The organism is Frigoribacterium sp. 2355 (assembly GCF_054060695.1).
Genome location: NZ_JBSSDL010000003.1, coordinates 1 through 23,321, shown reverse-complemented (window position 1 = coordinate 23,321; position 23,321 = coordinate 1). Strand labels below are relative to the sequence as shown.

The 23,321-nt window shown below is 72.2% G+C and carries 19 protein-coding genes; 13 read left to right on the top strand and 6 right to left on the bottom strand.

What is annotated here, in order from left to right; all coding sequences use genetic code 11:
• Positions 1-20 precede the first annotated feature (20 nt).
• Together ACVJ1F_RS04655 and mscL are read left to right on the top strand one after the other, a co-directional pair.
• On the top strand, positions 21-428 hold the full coding sequence (locus ACVJ1F_RS04655; RefSeq protein ID WP_456884961.1) for an FmdB family zinc ribbon protein: 408 nt from the start codon (positions 21-23) through the stop codon (positions 426-428).
• Positions 429-521: 93 nt separating this feature from the next.
• Positions 522-1,016, top strand: coding sequence for a large conductance mechanosensitive channel protein MscL (mscL, locus tag ACVJ1F_RS04650; protein ID WP_456884959.1), 495 nt, complete (start codon positions 522-524; stop codon positions 1,014-1,016).
• Positions 1,017-1,149: 133 nt separating this feature from the next.
• Here mscL and ACVJ1F_RS04645 read toward each other — a convergent pair whose 3' ends face one another.
• Both ACVJ1F_RS04645 and ACVJ1F_RS04640 read right to left on the bottom strand, forming a co-directional pair.
• The gene (locus tag ACVJ1F_RS04645; protein ID WP_056048999.1) at positions 1,150-1,365 is read right to left on the bottom strand and encodes a hypothetical protein; all 216 of its coding nucleotides are present in this window, start codon (positions 1,363-1,365) and stop codon (positions 1,150-1,152) included.
• Entirely contained in the window at positions 1,362-5,129 is a 3,768-nt protein-coding gene (locus tag ACVJ1F_RS04640; RefSeq protein ID WP_159827284.1) for an AAA family ATPase, read from the bottom strand. The genes ACVJ1F_RS04645 and ACVJ1F_RS04640 overlap by 4 nt, the downstream gene beginning before the upstream one ends.
• Positions 5,130-5,403: 274 nt before the next feature.
• Here ACVJ1F_RS04640 and ACVJ1F_RS04635 point away from each other — a divergent pair, with 274 nt between their 5' ends.
• Together ACVJ1F_RS04635 and ACVJ1F_RS04630 are read left to right on the top strand one after the other, a co-directional pair.
• The gene (locus ACVJ1F_RS04635) at positions 5,404-5,805 is read left to right on the top strand and encodes a hypothetical protein (RefSeq protein WP_056049005.1); all 402 of its coding nucleotides are present in this window, start codon (positions 5,404-5,406) and stop codon (positions 5,803-5,805) included.
• A gap of 330 nt (positions 5,806-6,135) precedes the next feature.
• Positions 6,136-6,342, top strand: coding sequence for a YegP family protein (locus tag ACVJ1F_RS04630; protein WP_123571645.1), 207 nt, complete (start codon positions 6,136-6,138; stop codon positions 6,340-6,342).
• A 31-nt stretch (positions 6,343-6,373) separates the two neighbouring features.
• Here the strand turns inward: ACVJ1F_RS04630 and ACVJ1F_RS04625 are convergent, their stop codons facing one another.
• Positions 6,374-7,216, bottom strand: coding sequence for a sulfurtransferase (locus ACVJ1F_RS04625; protein WP_456884956.1), 843 nt, complete (start codon positions 7,214-7,216; stop codon positions 6,374-6,376).
• A gap of 93 nt (positions 7,217-7,309) precedes the next feature.
• On the opposite strand from ACVJ1F_RS04625, the gene ACVJ1F_RS04620 reads away from it, so the two are divergent.
• Positions 7,310-8,278, top strand: a complete 969-nt coding sequence (locus ACVJ1F_RS04620) for an epimerase (protein WP_456884954.1) — start codon at positions 7,310-7,312, stop codon at positions 8,276-8,278.
• A 50-nt stretch (positions 8,279-8,328) separates the two neighbouring features.
• Here the strand turns inward: ACVJ1F_RS04620 and ACVJ1F_RS04615 are convergent, their stop codons facing one another.
• Positions 8,329-8,760: an Lrp/AsnC family transcriptional regulator gene (locus ACVJ1F_RS04615; RefSeq protein ID WP_056049014.1), complete on the bottom strand. Its 432-nt coding sequence runs from the start codon at positions 8,758-8,760 to the stop codon at positions 8,329-8,331.
• Between the two features lie 149 nt (positions 8,761-8,909).
• Between ACVJ1F_RS04615 and ACVJ1F_RS04610 the strand changes: the two genes are divergently transcribed.
• From ACVJ1F_RS04610 to ACVJ1F_RS04595, 4 genes are all read left to right on the top strand, one after another.
• A complete protein-coding gene (locus ACVJ1F_RS04610; RefSeq protein ID WP_456884952.1) occupies positions 8,910-9,941 on the top strand; it encodes an ornithine cyclodeaminase in 1,032 nt (343 codons plus the stop codon).
• Between the two features lie 52 nt (positions 9,942-9,993).
• Entirely contained in the window at positions 9,994-11,043 is a 1,050-nt protein-coding gene (ctlX, locus tag ACVJ1F_RS04605; RefSeq protein WP_456884951.1) for a citrulline utilization hydrolase CtlX, read from the top strand.
• Between the two features lie 244 nt (positions 11,044-11,287).
• Complete coding sequence (locus tag ACVJ1F_RS04600; protein ID WP_056049019.1) at positions 11,288-12,328, top strand: TerC family protein; 1,041 nt, start codon at positions 11,288-11,290, stop codon at positions 12,326-12,328.
• A 215-nt stretch (positions 12,329-12,543) separates the two neighbouring features.
• Entirely contained in the window at positions 12,544-12,996 is a 453-nt protein-coding gene (locus ACVJ1F_RS04595; protein WP_456884949.1) for a DUF6314 family protein, read from the top strand.
• 86 nt (positions 12,997-13,082) lie between these two features.
• Here the strand turns inward: ACVJ1F_RS04595 and ACVJ1F_RS04590 are convergent, their stop codons facing one another.
• On the bottom strand, positions 13,083-13,331 hold the full coding sequence (locus ACVJ1F_RS04590) for a glutaredoxin family protein (protein ID WP_043594734.1): 249 nt from the start codon (positions 13,329-13,331) through the stop codon (positions 13,083-13,085).
• Between the two features lie 274 nt (positions 13,332-13,605).
• Between ACVJ1F_RS04590 and ACVJ1F_RS04585 the strand changes: the two genes are divergently transcribed.
• The 4 genes from ACVJ1F_RS04585 to ACVJ1F_RS04570 all read left to right on the top strand — a co-directional run bounded on the left by ACVJ1F_RS04585 (position 13,606) and on the right by ACVJ1F_RS04570 (position 22,610).
• Entirely contained in the window at positions 13,606-15,105 is a 1,500-nt protein-coding gene (locus ACVJ1F_RS04585) for an MFS transporter (RefSeq protein ID WP_456884947.1), read from the top strand.
• Between the two features lie 261 nt (positions 15,106-15,366).
• On the top strand, positions 15,367-20,802 hold the full coding sequence (locus ACVJ1F_RS04580; protein WP_456884945.1) for a beta strand repeat-containing protein: 5,436 nt from the start codon (positions 15,367-15,369) through the stop codon (positions 20,800-20,802).
• A 224-nt stretch (positions 20,803-21,026) separates the two neighbouring features.
• Complete coding sequence (locus ACVJ1F_RS04575) at positions 21,027-21,359, top strand: hypothetical protein (RefSeq protein ID WP_456884944.1); 333 nt, start codon at positions 21,027-21,029, stop codon at positions 21,357-21,359.
• A gap of 297 nt (positions 21,360-21,656) precedes the next feature.
• Complete coding sequence (locus ACVJ1F_RS04570; protein WP_456884942.1) at positions 21,657-22,610, top strand: nuclear transport factor 2 family protein; 954 nt, start codon at positions 21,657-21,659, stop codon at positions 22,608-22,610.
• Here ACVJ1F_RS04570 and ACVJ1F_RS04565 read toward each other — a convergent pair.
• Positions 22,607-23,113 (bottom strand): VanZ family protein, encoded by a 507-nt coding sequence (locus ACVJ1F_RS04565; protein WP_456884940.1) that lies wholly within the window; start codon positions 23,111-23,113, stop codon positions 22,607-22,609. The two genes, ACVJ1F_RS04570 and ACVJ1F_RS04565, sit on opposite strands and share 4 nt — an antisense overlap.
• Between the last annotated feature and the right edge of the window lie 208 nt (positions 23,114-23,321).

Genomic DNA, 23,321 nt, shown 5'->3' with positions numbered 1-23,321 from the left:
CTTCCTTCAGGAGCGCCTCCGTGCCCACCTACTCCTACCGCTGCACCGAGTGCGACAACGCCTTCGACATCGTCCAGTCGTTCACCGACGACACGCTGACGGTCTGCCCGGTCTGCCAGGGCAAGCTCCGCAAGGTGTTCAGCCCCGTCGGCGTGACCTTCAACGGGTCGGGCTTCTACCGCACCGACTCGCGTTCGAAGGGCACGTCGGGCTCGGGCTCGTCGGGCGGCTCCGGCGAGAAGGGATCGTCGTCCGACAAGAGCTCAGGAGGCGCGAGCGGCTCGTCCTCGTCGGGCGCCTCGGGCAGCGGGTCGGGTTCGTCCTCGTCCGGCAGCGGCTCGTCCGGCTCCGGCTCGTCGGGCTCCGGCTCGTCCGGTTCGAGCTCGTCCGGTTCGAGCTCGTCGGGCGGCTCGTCCAGCTCGTCCTGACAGGCCGCGGCGACCGGCGGGGCCACCCGAGCGCGCCTCCGTGGTTTGCTTGACGTCGAGAATCTCATCTCGTCCGATCAGAAGGAGTCGCCCGTGAAGGGTTTCAGAGAGTTCATCCTGCGCGGCAACGTCATCGACCTCGCCGTCGCGGTCGTCATCGGTGCGGCCTTCACCGCCATCGTGACGTCGCTCGTGACCAACGTGTTCAACCCGCTGATCGGGGCCGCGTTCAACGCGACCATGCTCGACGAGGCGCTCATCGTCACGATCCCGACGCTCGCCGGCGGCGAGGCCCAGCTGAAGTTCGGCGCCGTCATCGGGTCCGCGATCCAGTTCCTGATCATCGCGGCCGTCGTCTACTTCGTGCTCGTGCTGCCGGTCAACAACCTGCTCAAGCGCACCTTCGCCAAGCAGAAGGCGGAGGAGACCCCCGCCGACGTCCCGCCGACCGACGTCGAACTGCTCAGCGAGATCCGCGACCTGCTGCGTGCGCAGGCCGCACCCGCCGTCGGCGGCGGCTCCCACGCCGCACCCGTGCTCGAGTCGCGCGACCCCCACAGCGAGAACGGTCCGCTCGGCAGCCGCTGACGCCCCGGCGGCTCCCCCGGGCAACGACCGCCCGTGAACCCCGAATGCGACGATGAACCCCCCGGAATCGGGGGTCATCGTCGCATTCGTGGTTCATGCCGACGCCGGGCGTGTGTCGCCGCCCGAGGCCGACTCAGCCCCAGTGCGGCGGGACGTCGGCACGCAGTCGCTGGTCGTTCTCGCTCGACCCCTGCCGAGCGGGTTCGGGCGCGGGCGTGGGGTCGCTGCCCGGCACCGGGTCGGTGCTGACGCGGCGCCCGGACCGCCGACGCACCACCAGGGGGCTCGGCTCGGCCGCCTCGAGGGCGTGAGGGGCGTCGCCCTCGGACGCCGCGCCTCCTGCGGTCATCGACGGTTGACGTGCTGGCTGGCCGACAGGGCCGGCACCTCGTGCGTGTGCGAGTCACCGATGCCGAGCACCTCGGCGACGCGCTCGGCGACGGCGTCGGGATCGGTGAAGAGCTGGAACGCGTGCACGCGGATGTAGTGCCAGCCGAGCCGCCGCAGCACCTCGGGACGCGAGCGCAGCGACTCGCGCAGGCTGGTGCGCGAGAGCGTCGTGTCGGTCTCGATCGTGACGCAGACGCCGTCGTGGGCGGCGACGAGACCGAGCTTGCCCCGGTGCCCGAGCGCGACGGGGATGCCCTTGACCTCGAGCCGGCGGGCCAGGTCGACGAGCATGGGCTCGCTGTCGTCGGGGACGTGCTCGGCCGACGTCCGGGCCTGCACCTCGGTGAGGATCTCGCTGAGCGCGACCGTTCCGTGGCCCATGCGACTCGAGTCGATGTCACCCGGCTGGAAGCAGGTGACGATGACCATCGAACGACGCGCACGCGTCATGGCCACGGCCAGCAGGCGCTCGCCACCCGGCTGGCCGAGCGGCCCGAAGTCGCTGAGCACGCGGCCGTGCGGGGTGCGGCCGTAGCCGATCGAGAACACGACGTGGTCGCGGCTCTGCGCGACGCTCTGCTCGAGGGTGGCGATCATGAACGGCTCGCTGCGGTCGCCCACGACGAACTCGGTCAGGTCCTTGTGCCCCGAGACGGCGGTCAGCACGGCCTGCTGAACGCGGATGGCGTGCTTGGCCGACGCCGTCAAGACCATGAGCGACTCGCTCGGGCGCGTGCGGGCGTGTTCGAGGACGAGGGACACGACGCGGTCGACCTCGGCGTCGACGCTCTCGACGGCACCGGACTCGGGATCGGGGACGGCGGTGCCGCCCGAGACGTAGTCGAGCGCGATGCTGCCGTGGCCGAGGAAGCTGCCCGCCCAGGGGAGGGACTCGATGCGACCGCCGTAGAAACGACGGTTGACGAGTTCGGCGAGGTCTTCTCCGCCGGCACGGTAGCTGCGCGTGAGGGAGAGCGTGGGCAGCAGGGTCGCGAGCCGCGCCAGGGCGCTCTCGGAGTGCGACGCGGCCAGGGCCTCTTCGTCCGCGTCGACGGGCGGCTTGCCCGGCACGACGCCGATGTCGAACTCGGAGGGGGTCTGGGTCACGGGGTCGCCGAACGCGACCGTCTGCTTGCCCCGACGGATCGCCCCGACGTTCTCGGCCAGGGTCGTGGCCCCGGCGTCGACGAGCACGACCGTGTCGAACGGCACGGTGTCGGCGATGGTGTGGACCTCGTACGGCGACGCGACCCAGACGGGAGCGATGGCGCGCGACAAGTGCGGAGCCGCGTCGTGCAGCAGGCGAGCGGTGAGGTGGCCCTGACGCAGCAGGCCCTTGAGCGCCGACGCCTCGTCGGGCCAGTCCACCAACCCGATCTTCCAGTTCTCGGCCAGGAGCCACGCGAGCAACTGGGCGCTGCCCGCGGCGTGGGCCTCGTCGACGAGGCGGAAGTCGGCCTCGAGTCGGTCGAGCATCGCGGTGTTGGCGCCGAGCAGGGCCCGGTCGGCCTCGAGCAGCGACTCGAGCGCCGAGCGCCACCAGGCGAGCTCGAGTTCGGCCGCGACCTGGTGCTCCGGCACGTGGCGGTTGGCCAGGTCGGTGATCAGCGGGGTCAGTTCGAGGTCGCGCAGGGTCGTCATGAGCTCGGTGCGCTCTTGGAGGTTCTGCAGGACGTCGCTCTCGGCGGCCAAGGCCTCGAGACGTTGCTGCAACTCGACGATGCCGATCTCGGTGAGCCCGTCGTCACCCGTCAGGCCGAGGGGGCCGTCGAGCCGTTCGAGGTCTTGCGACACCTGCTGGTGCAGCACGTGCGTGTCGGCGATGCCCGTCGGCACCTCGGGCGGGGTGCCCGCCGACACGTAGCGCTGCCAGACGACGCGTTGCTGCTGGATGCGCTGCAGCGCACCGTGCAGGTCGGCGATGTGGACGCCGGGTCGCACGTACTCGCGGGCGAGCTTCTTGAGCCGACGTCGGTTGGCGCTCGACATGTCGGGCGCCTCGCGCTTCGGCGCCGTCGCGGCGACGAGCTCGGCGACCGAGCGGTCGAACACGACGGGCATGAACTTGTCGAGGGTGTCGCGGATCTCGGTGAGCAGGCGCAGGTAGACGCCGAGCTCGGCGACGCTCTCGAACGGGCGCATGCGCGTGCTGCCGATCACCTCTTCGGCGCGCTCGAGCAGACGCGGCAGGTCGCGGTGGTGGAGGTTCTTGGCGAGCTGGTGCGCGTCACCGGCCCCGACGCTCTCGGTGAAGCGCGCGCCGTACCAGGGCGAGTCGCCCGGGCCGTACTTGAACTCGCCCAGGTTGGCGGCACCGACCATCGTCTCGGCGACGCGGCCGCGACCGTCGACCATGGCGGCGATGCTGCGTCGGCTGAGGCGGGCGGTGGTCGCCGGGGCGGCGGGCAACAGGGCCAGCCGCGAGAGCTCGGTGAGGCAGTCGAGCACCGAGACGCCGAGCTCGGGATCCCGGCGACTGAGGGCGCCGCGGTAGTCGACGAGCACCTTGCGGAGGCGCACGAGGGCGTCGTCGACCTCACCCATCTGCGGGTGGGTGGCCTTCTCGTTGCGGGAGATCGACCGGATCACGTCACGACGCAGCGTGGTCGGGCTGACGGCGACGCCCGGCAGGCCGACCTCGGCGAGACGGCTGGTGATGCCGCGCAGGGTCGCCCGGCGGGCGCTGACCACGAGGACGCGCTTGTTCTGCGACACCAGACGACCCACCGCGTTGACGATGGTCTGCGTGCCACCGGTCCCCGGCAGGGTCTTGACGACGACCGAGTTGCCCGCGGCGATCTGGGCCACGACGTTCTCTTGCTCGGGATCGGCGTCGAGCAGCAGGGTGTCGGTCTCGGGGCTGCGCTCGTCCTGCGGCGTGGCGGTGGTCGGGCGGTAGGCCTCTTCGACCTGACGGATGGCCATCGGGTTGCCGGCGAGCGCGTCGAGCACCGGGTGCCCCAGCTCGCGGGCGTCGAGGGCCATCTCGGTCGAGACCTCGGTGAAGGTCGAGACGACCAGGCGGGGCTGCACCGTGAACCACTCGAGGTGGGCGGTCAGCCCACGGAGCCGGTCGATGACCGGGTTGGGCGTGAACGACCCCTCTCGGCTGGCGAGGGAGACGAAGGACTCGGCGTCGAGCGTGATGCCGAACTGGTCGTGCAGCGCGTCGACCAACGCCGGGTTGAGGAAGGGCTCGCCGAGCAGCTTGACCTCGAAGTCACGCCCGTGGCGACGGATCGCCAACGGCCGCAGCAACACGGGCGCCCGGAAGTCTTCTCCGGCGAAGGACCAGGCGGCGACGCCGATGGCCAGGTGGACGGCGTCGATGCCGCGGACCGTGCTCAGCTCGAGCCCCTTGGCGGCGATCTCACCGGCCGCGGCACGGGCCGTGCGCAGGGCGAGGTCGTCGCGGATCAGGCTGGAGAGCAGGGTCGTCTTGCCCGTGATGAACTGCGCGAGGCCACCGGGGTGGGTCGTGCTCAGCTCGATGCGGGACCGCTGCGAGTCGCCGAAGTGCAGCAGCGTGGAGGGGCCGCCCACCCGGCGGAGGGACTCGCGCCAGGTGTTCCAGACGGGCTCGGCCACGTTGCCCAGGGACTGACCCGGGTGCCCGAGGCTGACGGCGTGGGGTGTGATCACGCCCGTGGGCGCGCCGGTCGGGACGGCGACGGAGTCGTTCTCGTCGTCGTCGTTGTCATGCTGTCTGTCGGCTCGCCACACCCTGACACCTTAAGCGGTCCGCCTCGACAACTCCCGGAGGACGGGCGGTTCCGCCGCGAGTCGCCGTGGGGCGCCACCCCGGCGGCGGCGGTCGCATCGGCGACACCTGACGCCCATCGACGGTCGTGTTACACCATCCGTCAACATGCGCGACATGATCGGTTACGTGAGTTGTCGTCATAACCGTGCGCTCGTACGTCACCGTACAGTACGGTCATCACGGGGGCTATTCAATGAGCCGACACGACACCGTGTCTCGACACCAGGAGCGCACATGCCTTTCGAACAGAAGTACAGCGACGAGACGCGAGAGAAGTCGCTCGCCCGGGTGCTCGAGCGTCGCGAGGCCGAGCCGGGCAACCGGTCGATCATCCGCGAGACGGCGTCCGAGTTCGAGGTCGGCGAGCAGTCCCTGCGCGGTTGGATCCGAGCCCACGAGCGGGCGACCGCCCCCACGCCGGCACCCGACGACGCGGTCGAGAGGGAACTCGACGTCACCTCGGACGACGACGAGCCCGCCCCGTCGACCACCGCGGCCCCGCGCCGAGGTCGCCCCCCGGGCTCGGGGTCGGCCGCCACGGCCGAACGCGTCGCCGAGCTCGAGGCGGAGGTCGCCAAGCTGCGCCGCGACCGCGAGGCCCTGAAGGGCGCCATGGCGGTCCTGCTGGCCGACTGACCTAGCACCCGAGACCCGCGGCCACCGCCCGGGACGACGAGAGCGCCCGACCCCGCGACTGCCATCCGGGGCCGGGCGCTCTCGTGTGCTCGGCGCGCGACCGAGACGGACCGGTGCGGCCGCCCGGTCTCGGAGGGGGGACGAGACTCGCGGGCGGCCGCACCGACTCACACAGTGTGGCAGTTGGAATGTCACATGTCAAGTACTACCGGTGGCCGACCCGCGGGAGGAGCCACCCGACTCCGCGACGCGCGTGGCCTCCCGCCCGGGGTGCGGCCCTATGCTGTCGCCACGCAGAGCGCGTGCACCACTTCGTGCAAGGGGACCCCCATGGCAGGCACCTTCGTCGTCACCCAGGACGCCTCGGGCGAGTACCGCTTCGCCCTCACCACCGGCAACGGCGTGGTCATCGCCTCCTCCGAGGGCCATCGCCAGAAGGGCGCGGCGATGAACGCGATCGACGACCTGCGTCGAACCGCCGTCGACGCGGTGGTCGACGACCGGACGACCGTGCCCGAACCGGGTCACGCCGACTGACGGACCGCGCCCCGGCGACCCCGGTCGCGACTCAGTCGGGGCGGTCGCCGGTGGCGACGGGTCGCGCGGGGTCGTTCGACCAGGCGCTCCACGACCCGGCGAAGAGCACGGGGTCGAACCCGGCGATCGTCGCGGCCAGGGCGTTGTGGGCCGCCGTGATGCCCGACCCGCAGTAGACGGCCACCGGCGTCGCAGGAGTGACCCCCGCCTCCTCGAACCGGGTCCGCAGCGCGGCGGCGTCGACGAAGCGGCCCGACGGGTCGAGGTTGCCCGCAGTGGGCAGGTTGACGGCGCCCGGGACGTGACCGGCTCGCGGGTCGACCGGCTCGACGTCGCCGCGGTAGCGCTCGGCGGCCCGGCTGTCGACCAGCACGCCCGTGGAGGGCCACGCGGACGCCTCGTCGGCGTCGATCACGGGCCACGGATCGTCGCCGAGGGTGACGTCGCCGGGCACCACGTCGGCATCGCCCTGTTCGACGGGCAGGCCCGCGTCGGTCCAGGCCGCGAGCCCGCCGTCGAGCAGACGCACGTCGGCGACGCCCGAGGCCCGCAACAGCCACCACGCGCGGGCCGCGGACTGCCCGCCGAGGTCGTCGTACACGACGACGGCGTCCCCGTCGCGGAGTCCCCACCGCCGGGCGGCGGCCTGCAGGTCGGCCCGGTCGGGCAGCGGATGACGCCCCTCGACGGGTTCACCGTGCCGGGCGAGCTCGGAGTCGAGGTCGACGTAGACGGCGCCGGGCAGGTGCCCCTCGCGGAAGGCGGGGCGGCCGTCCGGCCGGTCGAGCCGCCACCGGACGTCGAGCAGGCGCACGACTCCCCCGCCCGTCAGGGTGGCGTCGAGCTCGGCGGCGGTCACGAGGGGATGGCTCATGCCGACGAGGCTAACCGGCGTCCCACAGGTGAGGACTTCTCGACGTCGAGGGACCGCGCCGACGGTGACCGTCCGGTCCCCTAGTTTGAGCCCATGACCGACCACATCGTCCTCGCCGGAGCCAGCGGCTTCATCGGGCAGCACCTCGCGGCCGCGTTCCGCGCCGAAGGTGCCCGCGTCAGCCTGATCGGCCGCCACGGACCCGACGCGTCATGGGGTGACACCGCCGGCATCACCGCCCTCCTCGAGGGCGCCGACCTGCTCGTCAACCTCGCCGGGAAGAGCGTGAACTGCCGCTACGGCCCGGAGAACCGCGCCGAGATCGTGCGTTCGCGCGTCGAGACCACGCGCGAACTGAAGGAGGCGGTGCTCGCGTGCACCGCGCCTCCTCGGGTCTGGACGAACTCGTCGACGGCGACGATCTACCGCCACGCCGAGGACCGCCCGATGACCGAGTCGGACGGCGAGATCGGGTCGGGGTTCTCGGTCGACGTGGCCACCGCCTGGGAGGCCGAGTTCTTCTCGGGCGAGCTGCCCGCCACCCGCCGCGTCGCCCTGCGCATGGCCATCGTGCTGGGCGACGGCAGCGCGCTCGCCCCCCTGATGAACCTGGTGCGGGTGGGCCTCGGCGGGCCGCAGTTCGACGGCCCGTGGCCGGCCACCCGGGCGCGGCTCGCGGCCGGCACGTACCACCACGAGGGTCGCGGCGGTGGACGGCAGAAGTTCAGCTGGATCCACGTCGACGACGTGCTCGGGGCGATCCGCTTCGCCCGTGCGGACTCGTCCGTCGAGGGCCCGCTCAACCTGTCGTCCCCGAACCCGAGCGACAACCGCACCGTGATGCGCACCCTCCGTCGCGTGCTGGGCGTGCCGTTCGGCCTGCCGGCCTGGCGGTGGATGCTCGAGCTCGGCACGGCCGTGCTCCGCACCGAGACCGAGCTCGTGCTCAAGAGCCGGTGGGTGCTGCCCGAGCGCCTCGTCGACGGCGGGTACGAGTTCGTCCACCCGCACCTCGACGAGGCCCTGAAGAGCATCGTCGCCGGGAGGCGCGGCGCGGCCTGAGCACCCCTGGAGCGACCCGACCGAGGACGGCGGCGCCGCGCAGGTGCCGATCAGCGGAGGACGGAGCTGAGCAGCAGGCTGGTCTCGCTGTTGACGACGCCTTCGACGCTGCGGATGCGGGCGAGCACGCGGTCGAACTCGCCGAGCGACGACGTGCGCAGCTCGGCGACGAGGTCCCAGCCGCCGTTCGTCGTGTGGAGCGACGCCACCTCGGGGAACCCGCGCAGCTGCCGGATGACGTGGTCGGTCGACCGCCCCTCGATCTCGATGAAGCCGATCGCACGGATGAGGTCGGGATCGTCGGCCTCTCGCACCCGCACGGTGTAGCCGAGCACCGTTCCCGACGCCTCGAGCCGGTCGAGCCGTGAGGTGATGGTCGCCCGCGTCACGCCCAACCGCCGCGCGAGGCTCGCGGCCGACTCGCGCGCGTCGACCCGCAGGGCCGCCAGGAGGCGCCGGTCGAGTTCGTCGAGATCCGCCATGGATCGAAACGTACAGCACGACCGCGCACTACGGGTGATCGAGCGTGCGGAATGGCGCTCGATGGTGATTGTGGCTGCACATCGCCCAGTCCTAACGTGGTGCCACCCGGACGCGACGACCGAACCGGGCCGAGCAGGAGGAGGTCGCCGTGGTGCGCTTCGTGGACGTGCAGAACATGATCCGATGGGTCACCGACCGCGGGGTCGGCCCGATCACCAGCGGCATGGTGACCGCCCTCGAACGCGACTTCGCCCGGTGGCCCGCCTTCGACAAGTCGCCCCGCGTCGCCTCCCACAGCCCCATCGGCGTCATCGAGCTGATGCCGGCCAGCGACAGCGATACCTACGGCTTCAAGTACGTCAACGGCCACCCGTCGAACCCGGGCCGCGGCTACCAGACCGTCACCGCGTTCGGCGTGCTCGCCGACGTCGACACGGGCTACCCGACCTTCCTCGCCGAGATGACGATCCTCACCGCGCTGCGGACCGCCGCCACGAGCGCGATGGCCGCCAAGCGTCTCGCCCGGGCCGACTCGCGCGTGCTCGCCCTGATCGGCGCCGGCTCGCAGGCCGAGTTCCAGGCCCTCGCGATGCGCTCGACCCTCGGGCTCGACACGGTCCGCGTGTTCGACGTCGACCCCGGCGCCACGGCGAAGTTCGTCCGCAACCTCGAGCCGCTCGGCTTCGACATCACGGTCTGCGCGAGCCCCGGCGAGGCGGCCGACGGCGCCGACGTGATCACGACCTGCACGGCCGACAAGCAGAACGCGGTCGTCCTGCCCGACGAAGCCGTCCGCCCCGGCGTCCACGTCAACGCGATCGGCGGCGACTGCCCGGGCAAGACCGAGCTCGACCCCGCGACGCTGCGCCGGGCCGACGTCTTCGTCGAGTACCCCGAGCAGACCCGCGTCGAGGGCGAGATCCAGCACCAGCCGGCCGACTTCGCCGTCACCGAGCTGTGGCAGGTCGTCGCCGGGCAGCGCCCCGGGCGCACGAGCGACGAGCAGATCACGATCTTCGACTCCGTCGGCTTCGCCATCGAGGACGTGTGCGCCCTGAAGTACCTCCGACAGGACGTCGTCGGCACCGACTACGCCGTCGAGATCGACCTCGTCGCCGACCCCGACGACCCGAAGGACCTGTTCGGCCTCGTCGCCGCCCGCCGACCCGTCGGCGTCTGAGCCCCCGACCGCCCCGGACCGCACCCACCGCAGAAGCCGCGCCGAGACCGTCGTGACGACCGTCGCTCCCCCGCCCCGCGCCTCCTCGTCCCCGGCGACCGCCGTGGTGACGCCGCCGGCGTCCCCCGCACTCCGCGCCTCCTCGCGCACCCGAAGCGCCGACGAGGAGGCGCGGACGGCCCTCCAGTCGCCCGCCGCGGTCGTGATGGTGCGGCCGCACCACTTCACGCCGAACCCGCAGACCGCGGCCGACAACGCGTTCCAGACCGACCCGGCCGAGGTCGACGCGACCCGGGCCCAGCTCGCGGCGCGCGCGTTCGACGAGGTGACCCGGGCGGCCGAGGCACTGCGCGCGGCGGGCGTCACGGTGCACCTCGTCGACGACGAGCGTACCGACCGGCCCGACGGGGTGTTCCCGAACAACTGGTTCTCGACCCACGACGACGGCCGGGTGGTGCTCTACCCGATGCACTCGCCCAACCGTCGGGGCGAGCGACGCACGGACGTCGTCGACCTGCTGCGCGAGCGGTACCGCGTCACCGAGGTGCTCGACCGTTCCCCGCTCGAACGGCGCGGGATCGTCGTCGAGGGCACCGGGGCGCTCGTCCTCGACCACGTCGGGCGCGTCGCCTACGTCGCGCTCTCGCACCGGGCCGACCGGGCGGCCGTCGCCCTGGTCTGCTCCGACCTCGGCTACGAGCCCCTGACCTTCACCGCGACCGACGCGACGGGCGTGCCGATCTACCACACGAACGTCATGATGAGCGTGGCGTCGCGGTTCGCCCTGGTCGGTCTCGAGTCGATCGCGTCACCGAGCGAACGGAGGCGCGTGGTCGAGCGCCTGTCGGCCTCCGGGCGCGAGGTGGTCGCCCTGACCCGCACCCAACTCGGCGAGTTCGCGGGCAACGCGCTCGAACTGGCGGGGGCCGACGGGCCCGTGCTGGCGATCTCGGCACGAGGATGGACGTCCCTCACCCCGTCGCAACGCCGCACCGTGTCGCGGCACGCACGGCCACTGCCGCTCGAGGTGCCGACGATCGAGCTCGCCGGTGGGTCCGTGCGCTGCATGCTCGCCGGGGTGCACCTGCCGTCCCGGTCGTAGCCGGGGCGCCTCCTGCCTCGGTGCCGGCCGGGGCATCGACCGCCCCGGTGACGCGGGTGCGGGCCTTGCACGCACTGCAGCTTCTCAGCACTGTCACGGTCGCTTGAGGGCACGCCCCCAGCGGACCCCCACGTACCGTCGTGTCAGGAGCCTTTCCGCTCGTCAGGAGCCTTCTCCGCTGTCCGGCCGTTCGCGCCGCTCAGCCCGACCCGCCTCATCAGCCCGACCCACCCGGAGCATCCCCGTGGACGTCTCACTGACCACCTGGCTCATCACGATCGCTGTCACCATCGCGTTCTTCGTGTTCGAGTTCTTCACCCATGTGCGCAAGCCGCACGAGCCGACGATCGGCGAGTCCGCCCGCTGGTCGGCGTTCTACATCGGCCTCGCGCTGCTGTTCGGCGTCGGCATCGGCTTCGTGAGCGGCTGGGGCTTCGGCGGCGAGTACTTCGCCGGTTACCTCACCGAGAAGGCGTTGTCGATCGACAACCTGTTCGTCTTCCTGCTGATCATGACCGGGTTCGCCGTGCCGCGCATGTACCAGCAGAAGGTGCTGATGATCGGCATCGTCATCGCGCTCATCATGCGTGCGGGCTTCATCGCCGCCGGCGCCGCGCTGATCGAGAACTTCTCGTGGGTCTTCTACCTCTTCGGTGCCCTGCTCTTCGTGCTGGCCTACCAGCAGATCAAGGGCGACCACGGCGGCAACGCGGCCGACAACGCCTTCGTCAAGATCGCCCGCCGCGTCCTGCCCGTCGACGACGAGTTCCACGAGGACAAGTTCACCGTCAAGAAGGGCGGCAAGCGCTTCGTGACGCCGCTGCTGCTCTGCGTGATCGCGATCGGCTTCGTCGACCTGGTCTTCGCCCTCGACTCGATCCCCGCGATCTACGGCCTGACCAACGAGGCGTACATCGTCTTCACGGCCAACGCCTTCGCCCTGATGGGTCTGCGCCAGCTCTACTTCTTGATCGGCGGGCTGCTCGAGCGCCTCGTGTACCTGTCGCAGGGCCTCGCGATCATCCTCGCGTTCATCGGCGTCAAGCTCGTCTTCCACGCCCTTCACGTCAACGAGGTGCCGTTCATCAACGGCGGCGAACCGCTGCTGTGGGTGCCCGAGATCCCGATCTGGTTCTCGCTGCTCTTCATCGGCGCGACCATCACCGTGGCCACGATCGCCAGCCTCGCCAAGACCCGCGGCGACGCCCAGAAGGCCAAGCGCGACGAGGTCGACGGCGAGAAGGTCACGGTCGCCAAGGACTCGGACGACCCCACCCGCCACTAGGCGCCCGCTCACACGGCACCGCGTTTCGTGCACCGCACCCCGACTGGTCGTGGTGCGGTGCACGAAACGCGGTGTGGTGTGTCACGAGCGCGCGGCACCAGGCCGCCACGCCACCGCGACTTGGTCCGTCGACGGCCGTGCGCGAAGATCGGGTGTCCTCCCGCGGTCGTCGAGGGGGACCGCCTGAGAGGGGTTCTCCGTGGTCGTCGATCGACATGCCGGCTGAGACGCTTTCGCTGCTGCTCGGCCGGTGGTCCGTCACGCGCGAGATCGACGACCACCGCACCGGCGAGCACGCCCGGTTCGACGGGACGGCGACGATCGAGGAGGCGCGGGCGGGTTCCGACCTCGTGGCGACCTACGACGAGGCCGGCGAGCTCGTCGTGGCCGACCGGCGGACGCGCGCCACCCGACGACTCGGCTACGCGGCCCGGGGTGACGGGTCGCTCGACGTGCGCTTCGCCGACGGCCGCCACTTCGTCGACCTCGACCTGCGGTCGGGTGCCTGGGAGGCGCACCACCCGTGCGCACCGGACGCCTACCTCGTCGAGACCCGGGTGCTCTCACCGACGTCGTTCGAGGAGCGGTGGACGGTGCGCGGGCCGGCGAAGTCGTACGACGCGCTCACGACGTACGAGCGCGTCGCCGGGCATCCCGCCACGAAGTGAACGACCCGCCACACGTTCGCGTGGCGGGTTGTTCACTTCGTGGCGGGGTGGAGGGTCGGCGCGTGGCGAGGTGACGCGGTGCCGCGCTAGAGCTTGGCGGCGAGCTCGGCGTCGGTCGGCTCGACCAGGTGGCTGCCGTCGGGGAAGACCACGACGGGGATCTGCGTGCGACCGCTGACGGCGTAGGCGCGGTCGGCACCGTCGGCGACGGCCTCGAGGTCGACGTAGTCGTAGGCCACGCCCTCACGGTCGAGCAGCGCCTTCGAGCGGCGGCAGTCACGGCACCACTCGGCGCCGAACATCAGGATGCGGTCGGGGGCGGTGTCGGTGCTCATGGCGACCAGGGTACGCGCGGTGACGGGACGCGGGCACGCCACCCGCGCCTCCTCGTCCCCGACCGGTCTCGAGATCCGGTCCGGGAATCCGGCCGGACGCCGGATCGCCGCCCGGTTCGCTCGCCGCGAGCGAACGTCGTTCGGTTTCTCGTTCGGGGGCCTTGCGAGCCCCCGGGGGTGGCATGTCACACTGGATGAGCGCCCTCGTCGTGGAGTGGCAATCCCCCCCCAATCCACCCGCCAGCAGCATGGCCCGCGACGAGTGTGCTGCATCGTGCAGACCGGGGTCGACCACGAGTCGGCCGCCGAGGTCCACGATGCCCCCGACGAGATGATCGTCGTGCGCACGCGCCCCGGGCCCGGAGGCATTCCCGTGACCGACACCCTTCAGCGCCCGCCCCAGACCTCGAGCACGCCCGCCGTGCGCACGCCCGCCGCCGCACCTCCCCCGCGCTCGTCGTCGACGCACCCGCGCGACACCCGCCCCACGCCCCAGCCGCACCGCCTGACCCCCTCGGGCGTCGTCGGCATCGCCGTGCTCGGCCTCGCGACGTTCTTCGCGATCACCACAGAACTGAGCCCGGTCGGCCTCCTCTCGACCATGAGCACCGACCTCGGCGTCAGCGAGGCGCGGATGGGCGTCGTCGTCACGGTGTACGCCGTGGCCGTCGCCGCGTTGGCCCTGCCCCTCACCTGGGCCACCGCACGCTTCCCCCGCAAGGCCGTGCTCGTCACGACCCTGGTCGGCTACACGGCCTCGAACCTGATGGTCGCGCTCGCCCCGAGCTTCGGCGTGCTGCTGACCGGTCGCGTGGTCGGTGGCATCGCGCACGCCCTGTTCTTCTCGGTGGCCTCGGCCTACGCGACGCGCATCGTGCCGCCGCGCCTGGCCGGCCGCGCCATCGCCTTCGTCTACTCGGGCAGCTCGCTGGGCTTCGTCGTCGGCGTGCCGCTCGCGACGACGGTCGGCGACCAGCTCGGCTGGCGTCCCGCCGTGGGCGCGGTCGCCGTCGCCACCGCGGTGCTGGCCGTCGTGGCCGCGCTGTTCCTGCCGCACGTCCAGGGCGAGTCGTCGCCGCACGTCGGCTCGGTCCGCTCGTGGGCACGCTCGGGGCTGCTCGCCGTGGTCGTGGCCGACCTCATGCTCTTCGCCGGCCACTACGTCGTCTACACGTTCATCGGCCCGTACCTGACCGGGGCCGGCCTCGGCGAGGACCTCGTCGGCGGCGCCCTGCTCGTGCTCGGCGGCACGGGCGTGGTCGGCCTGCTCGCGGCCGGCGCGTTCGTCGACCGGGCACCCCGGCAGACGCTGATCGTCGCGGTCGCGGTGATGATCGGCGCCCTGGCCGCCCTGCCGTTCGTGCACGGTTCGCTCGTCGGCACGTTCGTCGTCGCGGGGCTGTGGATGGCCGCCAACGGCACGACCGGGACGCTCTTCATGGCGGCCGCGATCCGCACCGGCGGGGTCAGCCCCGACATCGCGGGCGCGCTGATCAACGCCGGCTCGAACGTCGGCATCGCCGCCGGTGCCGCGATCGGCGGGCAGGTCTACGGGATGACGGGCCTCGCCACGGTGCCGTTCACCGCCGCGGCCATCGTCGCGATCAGCCTCGTCGTGATCGTGGCGGGCCGACGCGGATTCCCGCTGACCGGTCACGCGCAGGCGACCCTGTCGACCTCGTCGCTCGCGGTCATCACCTCGTCGGTGGCGGTCGTCACGACGTCGATCCCGACCGTGGGCCAGGGCCACGGCGGGCGTCGCCCCCGCCGGTAGGACGCAGGAGGCGCGGGTCGCGTCCTCGGCACCGCCATCCGCCCCGCTGTACCCCGATGTCCCCCACAAGGCGGACGAAATCACCCCTGCTCTGGGGACTCCACTCGACAAACGAGAAGCTTTATTGTCGAAGCATCCACTTCTGTGGAGCCCCCGTACCCGTGGGGGCGACACGCGGGCACCTGAACCCCCGCGTGTCGAGCAGGACCGACGTCCGACCGGATCCGACCCGGCCGGACGCCCCCACCCGAGGACACCCCCATGTCGCTTCTCCGCGCCTCCGTGCGCCCCCGTCGTCGCGCCCTCTCGTTCGCGGCCTTCGCCACCGCCTCCCTGCTGGCGGCCGTCGCCGTGACCCAGGCCGTCTCGCCGGCGCCGGCCCAGGCCGCAGCAGCGCTCTCGTGCGACCAGAACACGATCTACGCGACGGCCGGTCAGGGCCAGTTCGTCGCCATCAACGTCGCGGCCAACACGGTGTCCGACGTGATCGCGGGGACGGCGAACCCGTTCTCACCGGCCAACAACGGTCTCGGCGTCGGGCGGAACGGCCTCGACGCCTACGCCTTCACCAACGGCGCGGCCAACAACTCGAACGGCAACACGCTCGCGCGCTACGACTCGGCGGCCGGGGCCGTCACGACGGTCGCCAACGCGAACCCGTCGGGCGCACCCGCCTCGACCCTGCGGGGCGCCGTCAACCCGGTGACCGGGCTCTACTACTACGCGACCGGTGGCGACCCGTCGACGATCTCGGCGTACGACCCGAAGACCGGGGACAAGATCGGCGTCGTCGGCCGCATCCCCGGCCTGCAGGCCGGCAACGGCGACTTCGCATTCAGCACGCAGGGGCTGCTCTTCGTCGTGGCGAGCAACGCGGTCTACCGACTGAACGACGAGACGATCCCGACCACGGCCGGCACCACCTCCCTCGCCGCCACCAAGCTGACCGACCTGCCCACGGGCACCAACAGCCCCGGCATCGCCTTCTCGTCCGACGGCTACCTGTACGTCTCGTCGGGCATGCAGATCATCAAGCTCGACTCGAGTTCGGGTACCGAGGTCAGCCGCATGACGACCCCGGCCATCAGCAACGTCACCTCGTACTCCGACCTCGCGAGCTGCAACTACGCCAACACCCTGACGGGCAAGGCGGACGTCACGGGCCGCTGGAAATCCGGCGACCAGTTCGCCCTCAAGGTCGACGGCGGCAACCTGTCGTCGCCGTCCACCGCGACGACCTCCGGCACCGCGAACGGAGTCCAGGCCCAGAAGGCCGGCGCCGCGCTCGCGATCCCGGCCCGGACGTACACCGTCTCGCAGACGGCGGGCAACAGCTCGACGCGCCTCGCCGACTACTCGACGACGTACCGCTGCGCGAACGTCACCGACGACGCGACCGTCGCGTCGGGCTCGGGCAACACCGCGCAGTTCACCTTCCCGGCCGCGACCAGCGCCGACGGCACCGACGTCGTGTGCACCTTCACGAACACCGTGGCGGCGATCTCGGCCGCAGCCTCCGACGACACCGGGACCACCGCCTCCGGAACCTCGCTGAGGGTCGGCGCGCCCGGCGTCCTCGCCGACGACGCGGGCACCGACCTGACCGTGACGTCGAACAAGCAGCCGGCGCACGGGCAGGCCACCGTCGCGGCCGACGGCTCGTACGTCTACACGCCCGCGACGGGCTACTCGGGCACCGACACCTTCCAGTACACGACGACCGACGGAGGCGGTGGCACGTCGACCTCGACGGTCACGATCACCGTCACCCCGGTGAGCAGCGACGACGTCGCGACCGCCCGTGCCGGCCAGGCCCTCGTGGTCGACGCGGCCTCGGGCGTCCTGGCGAACGACTCGGGCACCGGTCTGACCGCCGCCGTGGCGACCGGACCCTCGCACGGCTCCCTCGTGCTCGGTCGTGACGGCTCGTACCGCTACGTCCCGGCCGACGGGTTCTCGGGCACCGACACCTTCACCTACACGGCCACGGACTCCGAGGGCGCGAGCACCACGAGCACGGTGACCGTCACCGTCCTGCCCACCGCCGTCGACGACACGGCGACCGCCGTCTCGGGCACCCCGACGACCATCGCCGGCAGCGACCTGACGAGCAACGACGACGGCCTCGACACGACGGTGACCGAGGTCTCGACGCCCGGGCACGGCACCGCCTCGGTGACGCCCTCCGGCGACGTCGTCTACACGCCCTCGGACGACTTCTCGGGCACCGACGCCTTCGACTACACCGTCACCGACGGCCAGGGCGGCACCGACACCGCCACGGTCACCGTGACGGTCGCCCCCCGCGCCTCCGACGACTCGGTCGACGCCGTCGCGGGTGCTCCCCTCGACGTCCCGGCGGGCCGTGGCCTGCTGGCGAACGACGGCGGCACCGGCCCCCTGACAGCCGCGGTCGCCACCGCCCCCTCGCACGGCAGCGTGGTGGTGTCGCCGGACGGCTCGTTCGTCTACACGCCGGAGAAGGGCTTCTCGGGAACCGACTCGTTCACGTACACCCTGACCGACGGCAACGGGGTCACGAGCACCGCGACGGCCAGCGTGGCGGTCGCGCCCAAGGCCGTCGACGACGCGGTGCACGTCACGTCGGGTGGCAACGCCCACCTCGACGGGCCCGGCGTGCTCGACGACGACCTCGGCACCGGCCTGACGGCCGTGGTCGAGACCGGGCCGCAGCACGGCACCGCGACCGTCGCCCCGAACGGCGAGTTCGACTACACGCCGGCGCCCGGCTTCTCGGGTACCGACACCGTGACCTACCAGGTCACCGATGCCGCGGGTCGCACCTCGACCGCGACGGTGACGATCACCGTGACGCCTGTGGCCGTCGACGACGCGGCGACCACGCCGAACGGCACCACGGTGACCACGCCCGCCTCGGCCGGACTGCTCGCCAACGACCTCGGCACCGGGCTGCGCGTGACCGACCACGGCACGCCCGCCCACGGCGCCGTGACGGTGGACGCCGACGGCAGCTGGAGCTACACGCCGGACGCCGGCACCTCGGGCACCGACTCGTTCGAGTACCAGGTGACGGACGCCGCGGGGCAGACTGCGACGGCTCGCGCCTGGGTCGTCGTCGGCGACCTGGCCATGGCCGACCAGGGCACCGCGACCGCCGGTCGCGACCTGACCGTGTCGGCGAAGGACGGCCTCCTCTCGAACGACCGCGGCACCGGCCTGGCGGCCACGCTCGACGGGGCCCCGCGCCACGGCGACGTGACCGTCGCGACGGACGGCTCGTACGTCTACGCCCCGGCGAAGGGCTTCTCGGGCACCGACGGATTCACCTACACCGTGACCGACGCCGAGAAGCAGACGAGCACGGGCATCGTGACGATCGTCGTCCGGCCCGACGCCGTCGACGACACGACCTCGACGACCGCCGGCACCACGATCACGGTCACGGCCCCCGGCGTGCTCGGCAACGACCTCGGCACCGACCTGCGCGCCGAGATCGTCGACGCCCCGGCCCACGGCACGGCCACGATCGCGGCCGGCGGCACCATCACCTACACGCCTGCCGACGGCTTCTCGGGCACCGATCAGCTGACCTACCGCGCCACCGACGCATCCGGCGGCTCGGACGTCGCGACGGTGACGATCCACGCTGGTCCGATCGTGGTCGACGACTCGCCCGTCGGTGGCACCGTGGCCGACCAGCCCCTCGTCGTGGACGCCGCGCACGGGGTGCTCTCGAACGACAAGGGCACCGACCTGACGGCGAAGGTCACCGACCAGCCGAAGGCCGGCACCGTGACCACGGGCCCCGACGGTTCGTACACGTACACCCCGAAGCCCGGCACCTCGGGCAAGGACACCTTCGGCTACGAGGTCACCGACGGCAACGGCCAGAAGGGCACGGGCACCGTGACCATCGTCGTCGCCCCGAAGGCCGTCGACGACGTCGCCACCGTCGTGGCCGACGGTCACGTGACGGTCGCCGCCCCCGGCGTGCTCGGCAACGACGTCGGCACCGGCCTGACCGTCACCGCGGTCACTCCGGCGCCGCACGGCACCGTGACGGTCGCTCCGGACGGCACGTTCGACTACACGCCGACCCCCGGGTTCTCGGGCGACGACATCGTGGTCTACACGGTCACCGACCGTGACGGCGGAACCGACGCCGCGACGGTCACCGTCACCGTGACGCCCCGCGCGATCGACGACCGTTACACGACGCCCGCGGCGACCACGCTCTCCGTGCCGGCCCCCGGCCTGCTCGTGAACGACCTCGGCACCGGCCTGACCGTGACGAGCGTCGGCACCCCGGCGCACGGCACGATCGCCACCCAGCCGGACGGTTCGGCCGCCTACACGCCGGACGCGGGCTTCTCGGGCACCGACCACGTCGAGTACACCGCGACCGACGCGTCGGGCCGCAACACGAAGGCCGTCGCCACGATCGTCGTCGGCGCCCTCGCCGTCGACGACGCCGGCGCCACCCGCGCCGGTACGCCGCTGACCGTCGATGCCACGCACGGCGTGCTCGCGAACGACTCGGGCAGTTCGCTGACCGCGACGATCGACGGGCGCCCCGCCCACGGCACGGTCGACCTGGCGAAGGATGGTTCGTACGTCTACGCGCCGAAGCCTGGCTTCTCGGGTGTCGACGCCTTCACCTACACGGCCACCGACGCCGAGGGTCAGATCCGCACGGGCACGGTCACCATCACGGTGCTGCCGACGGCGGTCGACGACGGGGCCTCGACCCCGGCCGACACGACGCTGACCGTGGCCGCCCTCGGCGTGCTGGGCAACGACCTGGGCACGGGACTGCGCGTCACCGGGACGGGCACCGCCACCCACGGCACGGTCACCATCGACGCCGGTGGTCGCCTGGTCTACGCGCCGACGACCGGCTACTCCGGCCCGGACGCCGTGACCTACGCGGTCGCCGACCGTGACGGCGGCACCGCCACCGCCACGGTGCGCATCACCGTGGGCGTCAAGGCCGTCGACGACGAGGGCACGACGATCGCCGGTCAGCGCCTGGTCTCGGGCAAGGTCGGCGGCGTGCTGGGCAACGACGACGGGTCGGCCCTCTGGGTCGCCCTGGCCTCGAAGCCCTCCCACGGCACCGTGACGATGACGCGCGACGGCTCGTACGAGTACGTGCCGGACGCCGGCTTCGTGGGGGCGGACTCGTTCGACTACACGGCGACCGACGCCTCGGGGCAGACGTCCCGGGCGACGGTGACCATCACGGTTCTGGGCGCGGCCGTCGCGGTCGACGACGAGCAGCGCGGCACGACGGACCACCCGGTCACCGTCGACGTCACGGCGAACGACGCCCCCACCGAGGGTGCGACCGTCGACCGGGGCACCGTCGTGATCGTCGACCCGGCCACCGGTGACGGGGTCAGCACGCTGACCGTGCCCGAGCAGGGCACCTGGACTGTCGTCGACGGCTCCGTGGTCTTCACCCCCGCCAAGGGATTCGACTCCAAGGCGTCGGTGCAGTACCGCGTGACCGACACGGCCGGCGAGACGGTCCAGGCGGTCGTCACGGTGTCGTTCCCGATGATCCTGTCGGCGACGCAGCTGGCCTTCACCGGCAGCGCGTCGGTGCTCGGCATCGCCGCCATGGCCCTGCTCGGGGTCGCGCTCGGCCTGGCGCTCTCGCGTCGCGGCCGTCGCGTGGTCGGCCCGATCCGAGGCCGTCGCCGGGCCGAGTAGCCCCCGACGCGCCGACGTCCCCGTCCGCCCGCCCCTCCTGCCGAGGGGGCGGGCGGGCGGGGACGTCCGTCGCACGGCAACCCGTGCCGCGGAACGCTCTCGGCGGCTCCGCAGCACGCGACCCCGCCGGGGGTGTCATCCGTCGGGAGGACGCGCCCGCGGCTCGATGCTGAGAGGGTCACGAGGAGGCGGACGGGTCGTCGTCGAGGGAGAGAGGGATCGTCGTGACATCACCGGGAAGGACGTCGGAGCCGCGGTCCTGGGCCTGGGCCCTGGGCTGGCTGAGCCTGTCCGGCCCGGTCCTGCTGGTCGCGGGCAACGCCCCCTCGCTGGTCGGCAGCCCACTCGTGCCCTGGGCGAGCATCCTGCTGGATCTCTGGGCGGTCGTGTCCGTGTTCTTCGGAGTCGCCGCCGTCGCCTTCGCCCGCGACGACGTCGAGTCGGCTCCTGACGACCGACCGCGCTTCGTCACGGCCGGGATGGCGCTCGGCCTTCTCGGGCTGGCGGCCAGCGGGTGTCTGCTGCTTCTCTGGCTGCTGACGCCCCTGCCCTTCTGACCCGTGAGCGAGCGCCGGCAGAGACGGCGTGATCGTCGTGGACGACAGCGCCGGCGCGTGCCGGCGGCCCGCACGCCAGGAGCACGCCCCGCCGACTCGCGACGGGCGTGAGCACGACTCGCGTCGGACACGCCGCAGGGACGCGAACGAGTGCGCCACGATCCTGCGCGGTCGGCGCAGGCGGTTCCACGATTCCGACCTCCACGTGGGTGGCTTACGAGAAAGTGCGTACCTGCCGACGACGGGGCTTCCTGCGATGCTGCGATCACCCGCCGACCACACGAGCAGGAGAACACCATGACGAACGACCTGACCACGCGCAGCCCCTCCCGCCGCCTCGCCCGCGGCACGGCCGTCCTCGCCGGAGTCGCCCTCCTCACCGGACTCGGCGTCGCCACGCCGGCGGCCGCTGCTCCCGGGACCCCACCGAAGTCGACCGTGACGGCTGCCGCGGACCGGCGGGACACCACCACCGAACACCGCAACGCCAGCGCCGTGCGGACGCTCCTCACCCAGACCTTCGCCGATCCGGACGGCACGTCCTCCCAGGAGCTCGCAGCCCGGCTCGTCTCACCGAGCGCGGTCGCGCACGGAGCAGGGACCGCCGCGGGGCCGGAGGGACTCCTCGCCCAGTTCGCGGCGGACCGCATCCGCGTCCCCGGTGCCCACGCCATGATCAAGCGCGTCGCAGCCGACGGCGACCTCGTCGCGGTGCACTGGCAGATCACGCCGGACCCCCGCGACGAACGACGCGGTGACGCCGCCGTCGACCTGTTCCGCCTCGAGCACGGCCGGATCGTCGAGCGCTGGTCGCTCGAGCAGCCCGTTCCGACCGGCACACCGGCCAGCGGGAACACGAACTCGATGTTCAGCGACCTCTACCGGTCGGCGCGTCCGACCGCCGCGCCGTCCGAACGTCAGGAAGAACGCAATCGCGTGCTCGCGGTGTCGGCGTACGACACGCTGTTCCGGGACCATGACCCGTCGATCCTCGACCGCGCGTTCGACCCCGCGTACCTGCAGCACAACCCGGTGGCTCCGAACGGGACGGCGGCGCTGAAGCAGCTGTTCGGGAGCGGTGCGCAGTTCCCGGCGCAGCAGTCCGTCATCTCGCTCTCGGACGGCGACATCGTCTGGACCTTCTCCCAGGCGGTCGGCGCGAAGCCCGGAGACCCGCTGCTCGCGGCCGACCTGTTCCGCGTCGACGGCGGCCTCATCCGCGAGCACTGGGACGTGGTCCCCACCGACTAGCCGCCGAGGCGGCCTCGCGCACCGGGCGTGCGGCGTCGATGCCAGGTGAGGGCACTCGCCGCGAGCACGCCCCCCACGACGGCACCGACGGTGTTGGTGATCCAGTCACTCGTGTCGCAGGCCCGACCGATCACCACCACCAGCGCCTGGAGCAGCTCGATGGCACCCGACAGGGCGACGGCACCGAGAACTGCCACCACCGGTCGTCGCCAGAGCACCCCCGCGAAGAACGAGACCGGGACGAACAAGAGGACGTTCGCGGTCGACTCCACCGCAGTGGGCGAGAGGTACGGCAGGCCCGGGTTGCACGTGATGCCCGGGTAGGGCGCGCCATCCGGGTACAGCGTCAGCGCCAGGACCGCGAGCACTGCCAGGCCGAGGAGAACGCCGGTCGTCCGTCGGCGTCCCACGAGCCACAGTCCGGCGAACGGACCGACGACGACGACGCCGACCAGGACCGAGAAGGCGAGCCACGGCACCAGGGCGAGCACGGTCGAGAGCACGGACCGAGACTAGGACACGTCGGATCTGCTGAACGCGGCGCGGGACGGTCGGGACGGAGCCGTCGTGGAACCTCCGTGCGACTCGGAGCCGAGCGCCCGAGCTGAGGAGGCTTCGGTCGCCGGTGCCGACGCGGCGGTGGAGGTCACGGCCGGGTAACGAAGATGATGCGTTCCAATCCTTTTCGGGCCCGGTGGCGAACCCTGTACA

Bases quoted from the DNA above. Each gene is read 5' to 3' on its own strand.
- ACVJ1F_RS04645 (WP_056048999.1), bottom strand. From the start codon at position 1,365: ATGACCGCAGGAGGCGCGGCGTCCGAGGGCGACGCCCCTCACGCCCTC.
- ACVJ1F_RS04630 (WP_123571645.1), top strand. From the start codon at position 6,136: ATGGCAGGCACCTTCGTCGTCACCCAGGACGCCTCGGGCGAGTACCGC.
- ACVJ1F_RS04570 (WP_456884942.1), top strand. From the start codon at position 21,657: ATGACGAACGACCTGACCACGCGCAGCCCCTCCCGCCGCCTCGCCCGC.
- ACVJ1F_RS04635 (WP_056049005.1), top strand. From the start codon at position 5,404: ATGCCTTTCGAACAGAAGTACAGCGACGAGACGCGAGAGAAGTCGCTC.
- ACVJ1F_RS04580 (WP_456884945.1), top strand. From the start codon at position 15,367: ATGTCGCTTCTCCGCGCCTCCGTGCGCCCCCGTCGTCGCGCCCTCTCG.
- ACVJ1F_RS04615 (WP_056049014.1), bottom strand. From the start codon at position 8,760: ATGGCGGATCTCGACGAACTCGACCGGCGCCTCCTGGCGGCCCTGCGG.
- ACVJ1F_RS04590 (WP_043594734.1), bottom strand. From the start codon at position 13,331: ATGAGCACCGACACCGCCCCCGACCGCATCCTGATGTTCGGCGCCGAG.
- ACVJ1F_RS04625 (WP_456884956.1), bottom strand. From the start codon at position 7,216: ATGAGCCATCCCCTCGTGACCGCCGCCGAGCTCGACGCCACCCTGACG.
- ACVJ1F_RS04620 (WP_456884954.1), top strand. From the start codon at position 7,310: ATGACCGACCACATCGTCCTCGCCGGAGCCAGCGGCTTCATCGGGCAG.
- ACVJ1F_RS04595 (WP_456884949.1), top strand. From the start codon at position 12,544: ATGCCGGCTGAGACGCTTTCGCTGCTGCTCGGCCGGTGGTCCGTCACG.